Source organism: Streptomyces sp. NPDC033177 (assembly GCF_055577715.1).
The window spans coordinates 304,360-322,122 of record NZ_JBVIPS010000009.1 but is presented as its reverse complement, the minus strand read 5'-3'; the positions used below and the strand labels follow the sequence as shown (position 1 = coordinate 322,122).

The window sequence follows — 17,763 nt, the reverse complement described above, 5'->3', positions numbered from 1 at the left end:
TCCCTTTTGTTCGAGCAACGCACGGCCGAATGAAGGGATGAAGAGCGATGAGAGCAGCAGCCGCCCTCTACGGAACCGCCGGATCCTTGGTCCTGACCGCACTCGTCGCCGCTCCCACGGGAAGCGCGTCCGCGGCCGACACCACCCCGTACCCGGAAACGCAGGGCACCCATATCGCGGCCCAGCGCGCGCAGGCGGCCGGCCTGCGCTTCGCCGCCTGCCCGAAGGCCGAGGGCCTGCCCCCCTCGGTCAAGTGCGCCACGGTGACCGTGCCGCTGGACTACGCGGACCCGAGCGGCAAGCAGATCAGACTGACCGTCAGCCGCACCAAGGCCACGGAGCGGGCCGAACCGCGGCGCGGCAAGTCCGTCAAACGGCAGGGCGCCCTCGTGTTCAACCCCGGCGGCCCCGGCGGCTCCGGCATGTACTTCCCGATGGTCGGCATGCTCCCCGAGTGGAAGCGCATCGCGGCGGCGTACGACCTCGTGGGCTACGCCCCGCGCGGTGTCGGCCGCTCGGCGCCGATCTCCTGCCAGGACCCCAAGGAGTTCGCCAAGGCCCCGACACAGTCACCGACCCACCCCGACACCGCGTACAAACTGGAGCGCGTCAAGCAGGCGAAGGCGTACGCGGAGGGCTGCGTCAAGCGTTCCGGCACGGCGGTGCGGCACTACACGAGCCTGAACAACGCCCGTGACCTGGACGTCCTTCGGGCGGCGCTCGGCGAGCAGAAGCTGACCTTCATGGGCGCCTCGTACGGCACCTACTTCGGCGCGGTGTACGCCTCGCTCTTCCCCTCGCACGTGCGCCGCATGGTCTTCGACTCGGCGGTCAACCCCGACCCCGCGCAGATCTGGTACCGCAACAACCTCGACCAGTCCGCGGCCTTCGAGCGGCGCTGGGCCGACTTCCGCGCCTGGGTGGCCAAGCACGACAAGACGTACCACCTGGGCAAGACGCCCGAAGCGGTCCTGCGCAGCTACGAGAAAGTGCGCGACAAGCTGGCGGACAAGCCCGCGGGCGGCAAGGTCGGCCCCGGCCAGCTGCAGTCGGCGTACCTCCAGGCCGGGTACTACGACGACTACTGGCCGGCGCGCGCCTCGGCGCTCTCGGCGTACGTGAAGGGCAACCCGAAGCCGCTGATCGAGCAGGCGGCGCCCGAACCGAAGGCGGCCAAGGAGCAGGAGAACGGCAACGCGGTCTACACCGCGGTCGAGTGCAACGACGCGCCCTGGCCGACGGACTTCAAGACCTGGAACCGCGACAACTCGATGCTCGCGCGCGTGGCACCCTTCGAGACCTGGGACAACGCCTGGATGAACCTGCCGTGCGCCTACTGGCCCGAGACCCGCAGGCAGCCCCTGGACGTCCGCACCGAGGCGGGTGAGCTTCCCCCGACGCTGATCCTGGCCGCCGAGCGGGACGCGGCGACACCGTACGAGGGCGCGCGGGAGCTGAACCGCAGGCTGGGCGGTTCGGTCCTGGTGACCGAGCGCGACGCGGGCACCCATGGCATCGGCGCCGGGCCCAACAAGTGCGTCAACGGCCACATGGAGGCCTACCTCCTCGAGGGCAGGCTCCCCGTGCGGAGCGCGGCGTGCGCACCGCACAAGGAGCCCGAGCCGCTGTCCGGCGAGCGGGCGGCGGCTCTCCCCGAGAAGCACTAGGTGCCGGCTACAGGGCGCTGAGCCGCTCCAGCGGGAACGGCGGCTGGGCCAGCGGGCGCACCGCGAGCCGGGTCAGCGGCAGGGCGTTGTCGTCGCCCGCCGTGCGGTTGGCGTGCAGGACACCGCAGTGCGTGCAGCGGTGGACGAGGACCCACTCGCCGTCTCCTCGTACGGAGATGGCGAGGGGCTCCATCCTGGCGCCGCAGTCAGCGTCCCGGTCGCCCGGGGTGTCGTCGAGGTGACGGCTCCACAGACAATTCGGACAGTGATTGCGGTGGTCGGTGCCGGGGGCGGTCATCGATACGTCGAGACCGCACTGCAGGCAGCGGAAGGACTGGGCGCGCGCTTCAGTGCGGGCCCGCCGGGAGGTGTTGCGGGACATGGTGAGGATGACTCCTGAGCGTTGCGGAAGGGGATGACTCCGAGCTGTTCCGCAGGGCCCTGGGCATACATTCACCGTTCTCTCTGTCCTTGGCTTCGACCTCTCGATGAAACCCGCACCGGGCAGGGCGCGGCAACCGAATTAACAGCGCACCGAATGAACTAGGCGAGGCCCGCCACGAGGTCCGCCACCGACTTGCGGCGGCCGGTGTAGAAGGGCACCTCTTCACGGACGTGCATACGGGCCTCGGAGGCACGCAGGTGCCGCATCAGGTCGACGATGCGGTACAGCTCGTCCGCCTCGAAGGCGAGCATCCACTCGTAGTCGCCGAGCGAGAACGAGGCGACGGTGTTGGCGCGCACGTCGGGGTAGCCGCGGGCCATCATGCCGTGGTCCTTGAGCATGCGGCGACGGTCCTCGTCGGGCAGCAGGTACCAGTCGTAGGAGCGCACGAAGGGGTAGACGCTGATGTAGTTGCGCGGCGTCTCGTCGGCGAGGAAGGCCGGGATGTGCGACTTGTTGAACTCGGCGGGGCGGTGCAGCGCCATGTTCGACCAGACCGGCTCCAGGGCGCGGCCCAGCTTGGTGCGCCGGAAGAGGTTGTAGGCCTCCTGCAGCTCGTCGGAGGTCTCGGCGTGCCACCAGATCATGACGTCGGCGTCGGCGCGCAGGCCCGACACGTCGTACGTGCCGCGGACGGTGATGTCCTTGGCGGCAAGCTGGTCGAACAGCTCCTGGACCTCGTCGGCGTAGCCGGCCCGGTCCTCGGGGAGCAGGTCGCGCAGCTTGAAGACGGACCACAGCGTGTAGCGGATGACCTCGTTGAGGTCCTTGGCCTTCTTGCCCGCGTTCGGGCTCTTGGCGGGGGCGTCGTCACTCATGGCCCTATTCTCCTCCGCCGCCGTGCAGACTCTGCACCGGGTTGGCGGTGAGCTCCTGCACACCGGCCAGGTCACCGCCCAGCTGGTCGACGGCCGCGTAAGCGCTCGCGATGCACGCGGGGATGCCCACTCCGTCGTACGCCGCTCCGCACACCGCGAGGCCGGGCAGCTTGCTCACGTGCTCGCGGATGCGGGCCACGCGTGCGTGGTGGCCGACGGGGTACTGCGGCAGGCCGTCGTGCCAGCGGGTGACGCGAGTGGCGACGGGCTGGGCGTCCAGTCCGGTGGCCGCGCGCAGGTCGTGCCGCGACAGCTCGATGAGCTCGGCGTCCTCGCGCTTGAGGATCTCCGTCTCGCCGTAGCGCCCCACCGACGTACGCAGCACAAGGAGGTCAGGGTCTTCCTCGGCGATCCAGCCCCACTTGCGTGACGCGAAGGTGGACGCCTTGATGGTGTGCCCGTCGACGGGCGGCACGAGAAAACCGCTGCCTTCGGGGAGGTCGGTCTCGCCGCGGCGGTAGGCGAGGGTCATCAGGGCCATGGAGGCGTACTCGACGCCCGCGAGCTGGGCTGCGGCGGCGGGTGCCTCGACGCCGAGCAGCGCCGCGGCGGCGTACGCGGGCACGGCGACGACCACGGCGTCGGCGTCGATGGTCTGCTCGCCCGTGCCGACCTGCCAGCCCTCAGCGGCGCGGCGCAGCTCGGTGACCGGCGCCCCGGTGCGGATCTCACCCCCCCGCGCGCGGACCGACTCCGCGACGGCGAGCGGCAGTTGGCCGACGCCGCCCTCGATGCCCATGAAGACGGGCCCGGTCTGCTGGTTCCGCGCGGCCCTGGCCTGGATGGCGCGGACGCCCTCCGTGAGGGAGTCGTGGGCGCGGGCGGCCTCGAAGAGCTGCGGGACCGCCGAGCGCATCGAGATGCGGTAGGCGTCGCCCGCGTACACGCCGCCGAGCAGCGGCTCCACGAGGCGGTCGACGACCTCGCGGCCGAGACGCGCGGCCACGTACTCACCGACCGCGACGTCGTCCCCGACCTCGGTGGGCGGCAGGTCACGGTCCTGCTCGATGCGCCGGAGACCCTCGTCGGAGAGCACCCCGGCCAGCGCCGACGCGTCGCCGGGCACGCCCATGACGTGACCCTTGGGCATCGGCCGCAGGGCCCCGCGGGTCCAGATCGCCGCGGTCGCCGTGGCGGGCGGCTGCAGCCGGTCGGCGAGGCCCACCTCGCGGGCGAGGGCGACGGCCTCAGGGCGGCGGGCCAGCATCGACTCGGCGCCGAGGTCGACGCGTACGCCCTCGATCTCGCCGGGGAGCAGCTTGCCGCCGAGCCGGTCGGAGGCTTCCAGGACGGTCACGCGGGCGCCGGTGCCGAGCAATCGGTGGGCGGCGGCCAGTCCGGCGATCCCGCCGCCGATGACTACGACATGACCCGTACGTGTGTCCGTTTCGCGCATGCCTCCACTCTACGAGTCGTGCTCCACGCGTCGCGCGAGTCCCGACCGTGACCCCATCGGGACCGGTCGGCAACCATCGTTCTGCCCCTCCCCTGCGTCAAAGGAGCATCAGTCACCACGACTCTCGGGGGTACGTCGAGATGCACGCGTCCAGCGAAAGCACGTCAAGGCGCCGCACGGCCCAGGCGCTCTCGGCCCTCCTGCTGGCCGTCGCCCTCGCGCTCACCGGGTGCACCGCGGGCGGCGACTCCGGCGGCGACACCGACAAGGCGGCGGGCGCCGCGCGCGAGGACGCGTACGCGTCCGGCAACAAGGACGACAAGGGGGTGGGCGGCGGCAGCCAGGAGGACAAGTCCGGCAAGAAGAAGCCCCCCGAGCTCACCGGCACCCACATCATCCGCACCGCCACCCTGACCGTCCGCGTCAAGGACGTGCCGAAGGCCCTGGACGAGGCGCGCGCGGTGGCCGTCGACGCGGGCGGCGTCCTCGGCGACGAGACCACGGACCGCGACGGCCGCGGCCACGAGCGCTCCCGCGTCGTGCTGCGCGTCCCGCAGGACCGGTACGACGAGGTCCTGACGTCACTGGAGGGGACAGGCAAGCTGATCGAACGCAAGGCCAAGGCGCAGGACGTCACCGATCAGGTCGTCGACGTCGAGAGCCGGATCAAGTCGCAGCGGGCGAGCGTGGCGCGGGTGCGGGAGCTGATGGACAAGGCGACGAAGCTGAGCGATGTGGTGACCCTGGAAGGGGAGTTGAGCTCCCGTCAGTCGGAGCTGGAGGCGCTGCTCGCCCGGCAGTCCTCGCTCAAGGACCGTACGAGCATGTCCACGATCACGCTGTCGCTCAGCGAGACGGCGGTGAAGAAGCCGGACGCGGACGACGACCCCACGTTCGTGGACGCGCTGTCCGGCGGCTGGAGTGCCTTCGTGACGATGCTGCGCTGGGTGGCCGTGGCCCTCGGCGCGATCCTGCCGTTCGTGGCGGTGGCGGCCCTGCTGTTCCTGCTGTGGCAGCGCCTGGTGCGGCCACGGCTTTCGCGGCGGCCCGCTGCGGCGACGGCTCCCGCGGTCCCGGAGCGGAAGGGCGACGAAGACTAGCGGCCCGTCAACTGCCGCCGAGTCGTAGCGTGTCCGTATGAGGAGCGCGAAAGAACGACTGGTGATCATCGGGGGCGACGCGGCGGGGATGTCCGCCGCGTCGCAGGCACGCAGGCTCAAGGGCCCGGAGGAGCTGGAGATCGTCGCGTTCGAGCGCGGCCACTTCACGTCGTACTCGGCGTGTGGCATCCCCTACTGGGTCGGCGGTGACGTCCCCTCGCGGGACGAGCTGATCGCGCGTACGCCCGAGGAGCACCGGGCCCGCGACATCGACCTGCGGATGCGTACGGAGGTCGTGGAGATCGACGTCGAGGGCGCCCGGGTCCGCACGCGGGACCTGGAGTCCGGCGTGGAGGCCTGGACGGCGTACGACAAGCTCGTGATCGGCACCGGCGCCCGGCCGGTGCGCCCCTCCCTGCCCGGCATCGACGCCCCCGGCGTGCACGGCGTACAGACCCTGGACGACGGCCAGGCGCTCCTGGACACGCTGGCCAGCACGCCGGGCCGCAGGGCGGTCGTCATCGGCGCCGGTTACATCGGCGTCGAGATGGCCGAGGCCCTGATCCAGCGCCGGTACCAGGTCACGGTCGTCAACCGCGGCGCGGAACCGATGTCGACGCTCGACCCGGACATGGGCCGCCTCGTCCACGACGCGATGTCCGGCATGGGCATCGAGATGGTGAACGGCGCCGAGGTCACCAAGATCCTCACCGGTGACGACGGCCGGGTCAGGGCAGTGGCCACGGAGGACGCCGAGTATCCGGCGGACGTGGTGGTGCTCGGCATCGGCGTGCGCCCCGAGACGGAGCTGGCCCGCGCGGCGGGTCTTCCGCTCGGTGCGTACGGCGGGCTGCTCACGGATCTCGCGATGCGGGTCCGGGGCCACGAGAACATCTGGGCGGGCGGCGACTGCGTCGAGGTCCTCGACCTGGTCTCAGGCCGCGAGCGCCACATCGCGCTCGGCACCCACGCCAACAAGCACGGCCAGGTCATCGGCTCGAACGTGGGCGGCAGTTACGCGACGTTCCCCGGTGTCGTCGGCACGGCCGTCAGCAAGGTCTGCGACCTGGAGATCGCCCGCACCGGTCTGCGCGAGAAGGAGGCGCGGGCGGCGGGACTGCAGTTTGTGACGGTGACCATCGAGTCGACGAGCCGCGCGGGCTATTACCCCGGCGCGGCCGTGATGACCGTGAAGATGCTCGCCGAGCGCCTCTCGGGACGGCTGCTCGGCGTCCAGATCGTCGGCCGCGAGGGCGCGGGCAAGCGCGTGGACATCGCCGCCGTGGCCCTGACGGCCCGGATGACGGTCGACCAGATGACGGCGCTGGACCTCGGCTACGCGCCGCCGTTCTCACCGGTGTGGGACCCGGTTCTGGTGGCGGCACGCAAGGCGGTCGCGGCGGTGCGGGCGGCGGGGTAGGCCGCCGGGTGGGCCCGGGCTGGTCCCGAGCCGGGCTCACCCCTCACATTCAGGCGAGATTTTCAGCCAACTACGAGCCAATCGCGAAACGACTTCGTCAGCGTGCGGTCCGCGTGTGGACATGCTCCACGAGCCGCGTCAGGGCGTCGGGGTCCGTGGTCGGCAGGACACCGTGGCCGAGGTTGAAGATGTGCCCCTCGAGCCCCGCGGCAGCGTCCAGGACCTCGTCCGTCTTGGTCTCGATCGCCTCCCGCGTGGAGAAGAGGACCGCCGGGTCGAGGTTGCCCTGCAGCGCCTTGCCGGGACCGACCCGCCGCACGGCCTCGTCCATCGGCACGCGCCAGTCGACGCCCATCACATCGGCGCCCGCCTCGCCCATCAGACCGAGCAGTTCGCCCGTGCCGACACCGAAGTGGATGCGCGGGACGCCGTACGAGGCCACGGCGTCGAAGACCTTCTGCGACGCGGGCATCACGGAGCGGCGGTAGTCGGCGGGGGCCAGCGCGCCCACCCACGAGTCGAAGAGCTGCACGGCGCTCGCGCCCGCCTCGATCTGCACCTTGAGGAAGGCGCCGGTGATCTCCGCGAGCCGGTCGAGCAGGTCGGCCCACAGCTGCGGGTCGCCGTACATGAGCGCCTTGGTGTTCTCGTGGTTACGGCTCGGACCGCCCTCGACCAGGTAACTCGCGAGAGTGAAAGGCGCCCCGGCGAATCCGATGAGCGGGGTCGACCCCAGCTCGGCCGTCAGCATGCCCATCGCCTCGGTCACGTAACTCACGTCGTCCGGCGTCAGATCCCGCAGCTGGGCGAGGTCGGCGCGCGAGCGGATGGGGTTCGCGACCACCGGGCCGATGCCCGGCTTGATGTCCAGGTCGATGCCGATGGCCTTGAGGGGGACCACGATGTCGCTGAAGTAGATCGCGGCGTCGACCTTGTGCCGGCGCACCGGCTGCAACGTGATCTCCGTGACCAGCTCCGGCATCATGCAGGACTCCAGCATGGCCGTGCCCTCGCGCACCTTGCGGTACTCGGGAAGTGAGCGCCCCGCCTGCCGCATGAACCAGACCGGCGTGTGCGGCACGGGCTCGCGCCTGCAGGCCTTCATGAAGGCTGAGTCGTACGTCGCTGCGTTCTGCTGGCCCGCGGGGCTGCTGCTGTTGGCACTCACGCGGAAAGTCTCGCACGGGCCCGCACGCCCCCCGCCCGGAGGGACACCCTGGCTTGACCGGGGCCCCCCTCACGGGTGTCTCTCCCTGCGCGAAGCCGCCGTTCCCCTTAATCTTCCCCGCATGGCTGCGGCTCAGGGACAACGGTCGGACGGCGCTGGCGAGATGGAAAGTACGGAGGGGAAGGTGGCGGATTCGGCTCCGTTGCCCTTTCGCGCGGCGGTCGACGCGCTGCGGGGGGCACGGCTTCGGCCCGAGATCGAGATCGACCCGACGCGGCCGCCACAGCGCCTCGCCCCGCATGCGTACGCCCTGGAGGCGGCGGTGGTCGAAGGCGACGAGGACCTGGCGGACGGCCGGCTCGTCCTGCTGCACGATCCGGCGGGACACGACGCATGGCAGGGCACCTTCCGCCTCGTCACGCTCGTCCGCGCGGAGCTGGAACCGGAGATGGCGGCGGACCCGCTGCTCCCCGAGGTCTGCTGGTCCTGGCTGACGGGTGCGCTGCAGGCGCGCGGTCTGGCCTGCGGGGAGCCGAGCGGCACCGTCACGCGTGCGGGCTCGCACTACTTCGGCGGGCTCGCCGAGCGGCCGCCCGCGTCGCAGATCGAGATCCGGGCGTCCTGGACGCCGCGCGAGGGGCACGGCGGGGTGCCGGACACGGCGGCGCATCTCGCGGCGTGGTGCGATCTGCTCTGCCAGATCGCGGGGCTGCCGCCGGTGAACCAGGGGCAGGGCGGTGACGGCTCGGTGGTGTCGCTGCCCCAGCGACGGGGGCCGCAGACGCCGTGAGGGGTGGCGGGGCTGGCGCGGGGGATGCACGGGGGCGATCACGCATGCGGATGAGCGATCGATTTTGAACGACTGCGATTCGGGTTGATCTTCGGATGATCGATCGCATGTCCGAATCGCCCGAATTGTTACTCACCAAATCGTGATCATTCTCTAAAGGCGGGCGGGTTTGATGCCGAAGAGGTTGGTGACCTTGAAAGCACGGTTCGTCCCGGCTTCACCCCCGAGCCGGTTCAGTCCCGCACCCCAGGAGGCCTGGTGTCCGTTCTCCTCGAGCAGCCCGCAAGCCTGGTCGCCTACCGCCCGAACAAGCCGACCGCCATGGTCGTCGTGGCCGACCCGCGCGTCCGCTCCACCGTCACCCGCCACCTGTGGGCCCTCGGTGTACGCGACGTGATCGAGGCCTCGTCGATCGCGGAGGCTCGTCCCCGCATCGGCAACCCCCGTGACATCTGCGTCGCAGACGTCCACCTCCCCGACGGCTCCGGCCTGACGCTCCTCTCGGAAACCCGCGCGGCGGGCTGGCCGAACGGCCTCGCCCTCTCCGCCGCCGATGACATCGGTGCCGTACGCAACGCCCTCGCGGGCGGCGTCAAGGGCTACGTCGTCACCGGCACCCGCAACAACGTCGGTCTCCCCACCCGCCCCGGCGCCGCGCCCATCGGCTCGGCCGCCGCCCGAATGCACCGCCGCCCGCCGGGCGCACCCAGCCACCCCGGTGGCTACCGTGAGCTGTCCGGCCGTGAGGTGGAGGTTCTCCGCCTCGTCGCGGAGGGTCAGTCGAACAAGGCCATCGGTGTCTCGATGGGGCTCTCCGCCCTGACCGTGAAGAGCCACCTCGCCCGCATCGCGCGCAAGCTCGGCACGGGTGACCGCGCCGGGATGGTGGCGGTGGCCCTGCGCACCGGAATCATCCACTGAGTCACTCACTGACTCATTTACACCCCTCGCGCGCCCGTCGACGGAACGTTCCGTCGACGGGTGCTGTGCATACACAGATACCCTTGACAGGTGACCGACGCCCAAGAGACCGCAGCAGACAGCTCACTGCGAACCACCGGAGGCGGCCCTCCGGACGACGTCGAAACGGCGCCGATCCCTTTGGACGAGCCGCGTGATGGCATCCCCCCGGTGGTCGCCGACGAGACCGCCCTCGCCGAGGTGATCGCCGCGTTCGCGGCAGGCAGTGGCCCCGTGGCCGTGGACGCCGAACGCGCGTCCGGCTATCGGTACGGCCAGCGTGCCTACCTCGTGCAGCTGCGCCGCGAAGGCGCGGGCAGCACCCTCATCGACCCCGTCGCCTGCCCCGACCTCTCCGGGCTCGGCGAGGCGATCTCCGGAGCCGAGTGGGTCCTCCACGCGGCCACGCAGGATCTTCCCTGCCTCCGCGAAATAGGCATGATCCCCACCAGCATCTTCGACACGGAGCTTGCGGGGCGCCTCGCGGGATTCCCCCGGGTCGGCCTCGGCGCGATGGTCGAGGGCGTACTCGGCTTCGTCCTGGAGAAGGGCCACTCGGCGGTCGACTGGTCGACACGCCCGCTGCCCGACCCCTGGCTTCGCTACGCGGCGCTGGACGTCGAGCTGCTCGTGGACCTGCGCGACGCGCTGGAGAAGGAGCTCGACCGGCAGGGCAAGCTGGAGTGGGCCCGCGAGGAGTTCGACGCGATCTCCTCCGCGCCGCCGGCGCCGCCGCGGGTCGATCCCTGGCGGCGTACGTCGGGCATGCACAAGGTACGGCGCCGTCGCCAGATGGCGGTCGTACGGGAACTCTGGACCGCGCGTGATCGCGTCGCGCAACGGCGTGACGTGTCCCCGGGCAAGGTGCTCAGTGACGGGGCGATCGTGGAGGCGGCGCTTGGTCTGCCGCCCAACGTGCACGCGCTCTCCGGGCTCACCGGCTTCGGGCACCGCATGGGGCGACGCCAGCTGGAGCAGTGGCAGGCCGCCGTGGACCGGGCCAGAGCCCTGCCCGACTCCGAGCTTCCGCAGCCCGGAGCGGCCGTCTCCGGGCCACCGCCGCCCCGCTCCTGGGCGGACCGCGACCCGGCCGCCGCGGCTCGCCTCTCCGCGGCGCGCGCGGCGGTCTCGGCGCTGGCCGAGGAGCTGAACATGCCTCAGGAGAACCTGATCACTCCGGACACGGTACGAAGGGTCTGCTGGGAGCCGCCGGCTCAGGTGGACGCGGAGTCGGTGACGGCCGCGCTGGCCTCGCACGGGGCACGGCGCTGGCAGATCACGCAGGTGACTCCGGCGCTGGTGACTGCGCTTACCGCGGAGTAGCCGGGGCGCGAGAGGGGTGGCCTTGCTGGGGCGGGGCAGGGTGGCCTTGGTGGGTCGGGGGCTTTGCTGCGTACCGGGGCCATCCGGTTGTCGCGAGGTTGGTGGTTCCGGGCCGGGAGTCAAGGGCGCTCCGCTGCGCTACGCGTCGGCTGCGCCGATTCCGCTGCGCTCCACCCTTGACACCCGTCCCTCCACCACGCGAGGGAAGACGACCGGACGGCCCAGGGGCGGGACTCTCGGGGACTCCTGGGGGCCGTGCAGGTTTCCTGCCGGGTGCGGACTAGTTCGTCGGGGGCGGCCGGCAGCGGGTGGGGTGCGCGGCTCGTTCGGGAAGTGGGCCCGGTCTCGTCAAGCGTCTGCCGACCGGATCTCCGGGGTGGACGGGAGGGGCGAGGTAGGGGGAGGGGTGAGGTGAGCAGCCGGGCGCGCTCCGGCCGGTGGGGGGGCCGGCCGGTGGGGGGTCCGGCACCTATTTCCGACAAGGCGCATCGGGCAACGCGCACGCCCCCCCAACCCCCAGAACACAACTTTGCCAAGTAGGTGCGCGCAGCACAGCGCCACCATCACGCGGAGTGCGGGAGTGCGGGAGTGCAGGGGTGCAGAAAAGTCCCGCAGATCCCGCCCCTGCTTGTGATGAAGCGGGATTTTCTTGCACCGGGCACTCCACCGAGCCCAAGCACACCTCCCAGCGCTTCCCGAAGGCCCCCGCGCACGTCTCCCCCTCCCTGACCCCCCGCGCACGTCTCCCCCTCCCTGACACCCCACGCACATCTCCCCCTCCCGGTCACCCCGGAAGATCCGGCCGGTAGACGCTTGACGAGACCGGGCTCCCTTCCCACACGTGCCGCGCACCCCACCCGCTGCCGGGTGCCCTCGACGAACCAGTCCGCACCCGGCACGGAAACCCCAAGAAGGTGACGGCAGTGGTCGAGAGTCCCGCCCCTGGGCCGTCCGGGCGTCTTCCCTCGCGTGGTGGAGGGGCGGGTGTCAAGGGTGGAGCGCAGCGGAATCGGCGTAGCCGACGCGTAGCGCAGCGGAGCGCCCTTGACTCCCGGACCGGAACCACCAACCTCGCGACAACCGGATGGCCCCGGTACGCAGCAAAGCCCCCGACCCAGCAAGGCCACCCCAAGTGTGACCTTCGCAACCCCGTAGCAGCGCGCGGCAGCTCTTGGCCGCATAGTTACCGGCAAGTAGCATGGAACCGGAAGCGCGCCGGCTGGCGCACCCGCACCCTGGAGGAGAGCCATCGTGCCTCGTACCGTCAGGGACGTCGTCTTCGTTGATGGCGTCCGCACCCCGTTCGGCAAGGCGGGCCCGAAGGGCATCTACCACGAGACCCGTGCGGATGACCTCATCGTGAAGGCCATCCGGGAGCTCCTTCGCCGCAACCCGGCCCTCGACCCCGCCAAGATCGACGAGGTCGCCATCGCCGCGACCACACAGATCGGCGACCAGGGTCTGACGCTGGGCCGCACGGCGGGGATCTTGGCCGGGCTTCCGCAGTCCGTGCCCGGATACTCCATCGACCGCATGTGTGCGGGCGCGCTCACCGCCGTCACGGCCACCGCCGGCTCCATCGCGTTCGGCGCGTACGACGCCGTCATCGCCGGTGGCGTCGAGCACATGGGCCGCCACCCCATGGGCGAGGGCGTCGACCCGAACCCCCGGTTCGTGAGCGAGAAGCTCGTCGACGAGTCCGCCCTCTTCATGGGCATGACCGCCGAGAACCTGCACGACCGGTATCCCACGATCACCAAGCAGCGTGCTGACGAGTACGCCGTGCGCTCGCAGGAGAAGGCCGCCAAGGCGTACGCCAACGGCAAGATCCAGCAGGACCTCGTGCCCGTCTCCGTACGGCGGACCAACGAGGAAGCCGGTGAGACCGGGTGGGGGCTCGCCACCGCCGATGAGCCGATGCGGCCGGGGACGACGCTCGAGAGCCTTGCCGGCCTCAAGACGCCGTTCCGTACGCACGGTCGCGTCACCGCCGGTAACGCCGCGGGCCTCAACGACGGCGCCACCGCGTCGATCATCGCCTCCGAGGACTTCGCCCGGGAGAACAACCTCCCGGTCAAGATGCGGCTTGTCTCGTACTCCTTCGCTGGTGTCGAGCCCGAGGTGATGGGTTATGGACCCATCCCTGCCACCGAGAAGGCGCTCGGTCAGGCCGGTCTCTCCATCTCCGACATCGGTCTCTTCGAGATCAATGAAGCCTTCGCCGTGCAGGTGCTCGCCTTCCTGGAGCACTACGGCATCGCGGACGACGACACGCGCGTGAACCAGTACGGCGGTGCCATCGCGTACGGCCACCCCCTCGCCTCCTCCGGCGTGCGTCTGATGACGCAGCTGGCGCGGCAGTTCGAGGAGCAGCCGGACGTCCGCTACGGCCTGACGACGATGTGCGTCGGCTTCGGCATGGGCGCCACCGTCATCTGGGAGAACCCGAACCACAAGGACGCCGGAGGCGACAAGTGAGCAGCTCCACCAGCTCCACCACGGAGCTTCTGAAGGGCGCGGCCGAGCTGTTCCCGGACGAGGTCGTCACGCAGGCGCACGTGCGCCACCTCGACCTGCCCGCGGGCGCCGGGCGCTTCGCGCTCATCACGCTCGACAACGGCTTCGACCACACGAAGCCGACCACCTTCGGCCCCGGCTCGCTCGCGAACCTGAACGCCGCGATCGACCAGGTCGAGAAGGAGGCGGCCGAGGGCACGATCGTCGGTGTCGGTGTCACCGGCAAGCCGTTCATCTTCGCCGTCGGCGCCGACCTCAAGGGCGTCGAGATCCTCAAGCGGCACGAGGACGCGCTCGCCATCGGCAAGGGTGGGCACGAGGTCTTCAAGCGGCTCTCCGGGCTCGCTGTTCCCTCCTTCGCGTACTACAACGGTGCCGCGATGGGCGGCGGTGTCGAGGTCGGTCTGCACTGCTCGTACCGCACCGTCTCCAAGGCGCTGCCCGCCTTCTCGCTGCCCGAGGTCTTCCTCGGTCTCGTACCGGGCTGGGGCGGCTGCGCGCTGCTTCCGAACCTCATCGGTGCGGACCGCGCGGTCTCGGTCATCATCGAGAACTCGCTCAACCAGAACCGTCAGCTCAAGGGCAAGCAGGTCTTCGAGCTCGGCATCGCCGACGCGCTCTTCGAGGGCGCTGACTTCCTGGAGCAGTCGCTGATCTGGACGGCCTCCGTCCTCAACGGCTCGGTCGAGGTCGTCCGTCCCGAGATCGACCGCGGCGAGGCCTGGGACGCCGCTGTGGCGCGTGGCCGTGGCATCGCGGACTCCAAGGTGCACGGCGCCGCCCCGGCCGCCTACCGCGCCCTGGAGATCATCGCGGCCGCCAAGGACGGCGATCTGCAGAAGGGCTTCGACGCGGAGGACGTCGCGCTCGCCGACCTCATCATGGGTGGCGAACTGCGCAGCGGCATCTACGCGTTCAACCTCGTCCAGAAGCGCGCCAAGCGCCCGGCGGGTGCCCCGGACAAGAACCTGGCGCGTCCGGTCACCAAGGTCGGCGTCGTCGGCGCCGGTCTGATGGCCTCGCAGCTGGCGCTGCTCTTCCTGCGCCGTCTTGAGGTGCCGGTCGTGCTGACCGACATCGACCAGGCGCGCGTCGACAAGGGTGTCGGTTACGTCCATGAGGAGATCGACAAGCTTCTCCTCAAGGGCCGCGTCAACCAGGACAAGGCCAACCGTCTGAAGGGGCTCGTCTCCGGCGTGCTCGACAAGGCCGAGGGCTTCTCCGACGCCGACTTCATCATCGAGGCCGTCTTCGAGGAGATCGGCGTCAAGCAGCAGGTGTTCGCGGAGGTGGAAGCCGTCGCTCCGGCGCACGCCATCCTCGCCACCAACACCTCCTCGCTCTCGGTCTCCGAGATGGCGTCGAAGCTGAAGCACCCCGAGCGGGTCGTCGGCTTCCACTTCTTCAACCCCGTCGCGATCCTTCCGCTCCTGGAGATCGTGCGCGGCGAGCAGACGGACGACGCCTCGCTGGCCACGGCCTTCGGTGTCGCCAAGAAGCTGAAGAAGACCGCGGTCCTGGTGAAGGACGCCCCGGCGTTCGTCGTGAACCGCATCCTCACCCGCTTCATGGGCGAGATCCAAAACGTCATCGACGAGGGCACCCCGGTCGCCGTCGCCGAGAAGGCCGTCGAGCCGCTCGGTCTGCCGATGTCGCCGCTGGTGCTCCTTGAGCTGGTCGGTCCGGCCATTGGTCTGCACGTGTCGGAGACCCTGAACCGCGCCTTCCCGGAGCGCTTCACGGTCTCGCCGAACCTCGCGGCGGTCGTCAAGGCCGGCAAGCGCGGCTTCTACGTCTACGACTCCGGCAAGCCGGAGCTTGACCCCGAGGTCGCCGCGCTCCTCAAGCAGGGCGACACCGTCCTGACCGAGGAGCAGACCCGCGACCGCGTGCTCGACGCCGTGGCGCAGGAGATCGGCCTGATGCTCGACGAGGGTGTCGTCGCCGAGGCGCAGGACATCGACCTGTGCCTGATCACCGGCGCCGGCTGGCCCTTCCACCTGGGCGGCATCACGCCGTACCTGGACCGTGAGGGTGTCAGCGAGCGTGTCACCGGCAAGCGGTTCCTGGCGCAGGGCGTGGCCAGCGTTCCCGCGTAGTACCTCCGCATACGGGCGATGCCCGGCCGCCCGAAAGGACGGCCGGGCATCGCCCGTTCTCCGTCCCTCAGACCCGCGTCCACGCTTCCAGCGCGAGCCCCGACTCCGCTTTCTGCCGCGCGAGGCGAAGCGTGCCGTCGAGGCCGATGGTCGCCATGACCACGCGGCCCTGCGCGTCAAGCGCCAACGCCGGGGAGCCCAGGCAGGGTTCACCGGTGGCGGCCCACCAGGCGCCCGCCTGCTCGTCCTGGGTGGGGTAGGCCGCGATGACCGGGCGGCCGTCGGCGCCCCGGTGGGCGAGGACCGTGCAGTCGTGGCCCTCTATCGTCGCGCGCAGGGCGGCCGTGGGGCCTGTCTCCGGAGCTCCGCCGAGCGGTCGCGCGTCCTCGTTGTCCGAGCGGTGGGCGAGGACTCCTCTGCCGCGGACGTCGGTGGCGTAGTACGTGAGGCGATCCGGGGCCGTCTCCAGGGCCGTGCCCGAGCCGGGGGCCGGGGGCAGCGGGATGTCGTCGGTGCGCTGGAACTCGGCGCCCTGCTTCTCCTGGGTCCAGTGCAGCGTCTTGTTCTCGGCCGGGCCGAAGACCTCCACCCGGCCGGTGGAGGTGGCGAGCGCGGTGATGCCGTCAAGGACCTCGCGGACCTTGAAGTCCTTCCAGCCCTCCCACTTGCCGCCCTTGCCCTCGCGCCGCAGCCGGACGCTGTTCACCGCGTCGCGCACGAAGACGTGGACCGTGCCGGAGGCGTCCACCGCGGCGGTCGGGGCGCCAAGGTGCGGGGCGCGCTCGACCATCTTGGTGTGCGGGTTGCCGAGGGAGCGCCAGTCCATGAGCGGGCGGCCCGACTGGTACTGGACGGCGTGCACGACGTCCACCTCCGTGCCGCCGCCGTCCTTGGGCAGCTTGCGCAGGGCGACGAAGTGGACGTACCCGTCGGCGCCTTGTGACAGGGTCAGGTGGGTCAGGTGCGGCGTCTCGAAGAGGTCGGGGCCCGTCCAGTCGGGGCCGCCGGGGCGGGTCTCCGTCCAGCGCAGCAGGCCGTCCGCCGAGCGGGCGTAGGCGGTGAGCCTGCCGTCCTTGCCGCGCAGCAGCCAGCGGGCGGTGGCGAGGGTGCCGCTCGCCACGTGGCCGGCGACGGCGGCCGTCGGGCGGGAGGATTCCCGCTCGGGCCTGGGGGCGGACCTCTGCGGCATGACTCGGCGCGGACCTTCCTGTGGGCGGGCGTTTTCTCCGGCTCGATCAGTCTACGTTTGCGGTGTGCCAGGGTGGCCCCATGAGAACTCTGCTCCTCGTCGACGCCGCCAACGTCGTCGGTTCGGTCCCCGACGGCTGGTGGCACGACCGGCGCGGGGCCGCCGAGCGGCTCCGGGACAGGCTCGTGGCGTACGCCGACGAGGGCATCGCGGGGCATCCGGGCCCGCTGGACGTCGTGCTCGTCGTCGAGGGCGCCGCCCGGGGTGTCGAGTCGGTCGAGGGCGTACGGGTGGTCTCCGCACCCGGCAGCGGCGACGACCGCCTCGTGGAACTGGCCGCCGAGGCCGCGGACCGCCCGTGCGTGGTGGTCACGGCCGACCGCGAGCTGCGCCGCAGGGTCGGCGAGTCGGGCGCGGAGTCCGTGGGCCCCCGGACGGTACGCGACAGCTGACCCCTCCGCGGCTCGGGCAGGCCGCGAGGCGCGGGGCGGCGCGCTCAGGTTCTGGTGGGGTCCGGTGGTTCTCGTACGGCTGCCCCGCAGGGGGTCGGCCAGTCGGGCGCGAAGTCCGTGGGCCCCCGGACGGTACGCGGCAGCTGCCCCCTTCCCGGCTCGGGCAGGCCGCCAGGCGCGGGGCGGCGCGCTCAGGTCCTGGTGGAGTACGTGGTTCTCGTACGGCAGACCCGCCGGGGGTCGGCGCGTCGGGTGCGAAGTCTGTGGGCCCCCCGGACGGTACACGGCAGCTAACCCCTCCGCGGCTCGGGCAGGCCGCCAGGCGTGGGGCCACGCGCTCAGGTTCTGGTGGGGTCCGG

General features: G+C 71.2%; 14 protein-coding genes. 9 read left to right on the top strand and 5 right to left on the bottom strand.

The window, feature by feature from the left end; genetic code table 11:
• Positions 1-47 precede the first annotated feature (47 nt).
• Complete coding sequence (locus tag ACZ5U5_RS29925) at positions 48-1,667, top strand: alpha/beta hydrolase (protein WP_469027682.1); 1,620 nt, start codon at positions 48-50, stop codon at positions 1,665-1,667.
• A gap of 7 nt (positions 1,668-1,674) precedes the next feature.
• Here ACZ5U5_RS29925 and ACZ5U5_RS29920 read toward each other — a convergent pair whose 3' ends face one another.
• The 3 genes from ACZ5U5_RS29920 to hemG all read right to left on the bottom strand — a co-directional run bounded on the left by ACZ5U5_RS29920 (position 1,675) and on the right by hemG (position 4,386).
• Entirely contained in the window at positions 1,675-2,049 is a 375-nt protein-coding gene (locus ACZ5U5_RS29920) for an RNHCP domain-containing protein (RefSeq protein WP_249587133.1), read from the bottom strand.
• A gap of 161 nt (positions 2,050-2,210) precedes the next feature.
• Entirely contained in the window at positions 2,211-2,930 is a 720-nt protein-coding gene (gene hemQ, locus ACZ5U5_RS29915) for a hydrogen peroxide-dependent heme synthase (protein WP_363209842.1), read from the bottom strand.
• 4 nt (positions 2,931-2,934) lie between these two features.
• On the bottom strand, positions 2,935-4,386 hold the full coding sequence (gene hemG / locus ACZ5U5_RS29910) for a protoporphyrinogen oxidase (protein WP_469027678.1): 1,452 nt from the start codon (positions 4,384-4,386) through the stop codon (positions 2,935-2,937).
• Positions 4,387-4,526: 140 nt separating this feature from the next.
• Between hemG and ACZ5U5_RS29905 the strand changes: the two genes are divergently transcribed.
• Positions 4,527-5,486, top strand: coding sequence for a DUF4349 domain-containing protein (locus ACZ5U5_RS29905; RefSeq protein ID WP_469027675.1), 960 nt, complete (start codon positions 4,527-4,529; stop codon positions 5,484-5,486).
• A gap of 37 nt (positions 5,487-5,523) precedes the next feature.
• A complete protein-coding gene (locus ACZ5U5_RS29900; protein ID WP_469027673.1) occupies positions 5,524-6,906 on the top strand; it encodes an FAD-dependent oxidoreductase in 1,383 nt (460 codons plus the stop codon).
• A gap of 97 nt (positions 6,907-7,003) precedes the next feature.
• Here the strand turns inward: ACZ5U5_RS29900 and hemE are convergent, their stop codons facing one another.
• A complete protein-coding gene (gene hemE, locus ACZ5U5_RS29895) occupies positions 7,004-8,074 on the bottom strand; it encodes a uroporphyrinogen decarboxylase (protein WP_469027670.1) in 1,071 nt (356 codons plus the stop codon).
• Positions 8,075-8,195: 121 nt separating this feature from the next.
• On the opposite strand from hemE, the gene ACZ5U5_RS29890 reads away from it, so the two are divergent.
• The 5 genes from ACZ5U5_RS29890 to ACZ5U5_RS29870 all read left to right on the top strand — a co-directional run bounded on the left by ACZ5U5_RS29890 (position 8,196) and on the right by ACZ5U5_RS29870 (position 15,763).
• Positions 8,196-8,864: a DUF3000 domain-containing protein gene (locus ACZ5U5_RS29890; protein WP_469027668.1), complete on the top strand. Its 669-nt coding sequence runs from the start codon at positions 8,196-8,198 to the stop codon at positions 8,862-8,864.
• A 258-nt stretch (positions 8,865-9,122) separates the two neighbouring features.
• Positions 9,123-9,785, top strand: a complete 663-nt coding sequence (locus ACZ5U5_RS29885) for a response regulator transcription factor (RefSeq protein WP_160507754.1) — start codon at positions 9,123-9,125, stop codon at positions 9,783-9,785.
• Positions 9,786-9,875: 90 nt separating this feature from the next.
• The gene (locus tag ACZ5U5_RS29880; RefSeq protein ID WP_469027665.1) at positions 9,876-11,147 is read left to right on the top strand and encodes an HRDC domain-containing protein; all 1,272 of its coding nucleotides are present in this window, start codon (positions 9,876-9,878) and stop codon (positions 11,145-11,147) included.
• A 1,251-nt stretch (positions 11,148-12,398) separates the two neighbouring features.
• Entirely contained in the window at positions 12,399-13,625 is a 1,227-nt protein-coding gene (locus ACZ5U5_RS29875) for a thiolase family protein (protein ID WP_469027662.1), read from the top strand.
• On the top strand, positions 13,622-15,763 hold the full coding sequence (locus tag ACZ5U5_RS29870) for a 3-hydroxyacyl-CoA dehydrogenase NAD-binding domain-containing protein (RefSeq protein WP_469027660.1): 2,142 nt from the start codon (positions 13,622-13,624) through the stop codon (positions 15,761-15,763). The genes ACZ5U5_RS29875 and ACZ5U5_RS29870 overlap by 4 nt, the downstream gene beginning before the upstream one ends.
• A 67-nt stretch (positions 15,764-15,830) precedes the next feature.
• Here ACZ5U5_RS29870 and ACZ5U5_RS29865 read toward each other — a convergent pair whose 3' ends face one another.
• Positions 15,831-16,952 carry a PLL family lectin gene (locus ACZ5U5_RS29865; RefSeq protein WP_469027658.1) on the bottom strand — a complete coding sequence of 374 codons (1,122 nt, stop codon included), beginning with the start codon at positions 16,950-16,952 and terminating at the stop codon, positions 15,831-15,833.
• Positions 16,953-17,032: 80 nt separating this feature from the next.
• Between ACZ5U5_RS29865 and ACZ5U5_RS29860 the strand changes: the two genes are divergently transcribed.
• On the top strand, positions 17,033-17,404 hold the full coding sequence (locus tag ACZ5U5_RS29860) for a PIN domain-containing protein (RefSeq protein WP_469027655.1): 372 nt from the start codon (positions 17,033-17,035) through the stop codon (positions 17,402-17,404).
• The last annotated feature ends 359 nt before the right edge of the window (positions 17,405-17,763 follow it).

Excerpts from the sequence above, each read along its gene's own strand:
- hemQ (WP_363209842.1), bottom strand. The coding sequence starts at position 2,930 with ATGAGTGACGACGCCCCCGCCAAGAGCCCGAACGCGGGCAAGAAGGCC.
- ACZ5U5_RS29920 (WP_249587133.1), bottom strand. The coding sequence starts at position 2,049 with ATGTCCCGCAACACCTCCCGGCGGGCCCGCACTGAAGCGCGCGCCCAG.
- ACZ5U5_RS29905 (WP_469027675.1), top strand. The coding sequence starts at position 4,527 with ATGCACGCGTCCAGCGAAAGCACGTCAAGGCGCCGCACGGCCCAGGCG.
- ACZ5U5_RS29860 (WP_469027655.1), top strand. The coding sequence starts at position 17,033 with ATGAGAACTCTGCTCCTCGTCGACGCCGCCAACGTCGTCGGTTCGGTC.
- ACZ5U5_RS29865 (WP_469027658.1), bottom strand. The coding sequence starts at position 16,952 with ATGCCGCAGAGGTCCGCCCCCAGGCCCGAGCGGGAATCCTCCCGCCCG.
- ACZ5U5_RS29890 (WP_469027668.1), top strand. The coding sequence starts at position 8,196 with ATGGCTGCGGCTCAGGGACAACGGTCGGACGGCGCTGGCGAGATGGAA.
- hemG (WP_469027678.1), bottom strand. The coding sequence starts at position 4,386 with ATGCGCGAAACGGACACACGTACGGGTCATGTCGTAGTCATCGGCGGC.
- ACZ5U5_RS29925 (WP_469027682.1), top strand. The coding sequence starts at position 48 with ATGAGAGCAGCAGCCGCCCTCTACGGAACCGCCGGATCCTTGGTCCTG.
- ACZ5U5_RS29900 (WP_469027673.1), top strand. The coding sequence starts at position 5,524 with ATGAGGAGCGCGAAAGAACGACTGGTGATCATCGGGGGCGACGCGGCG.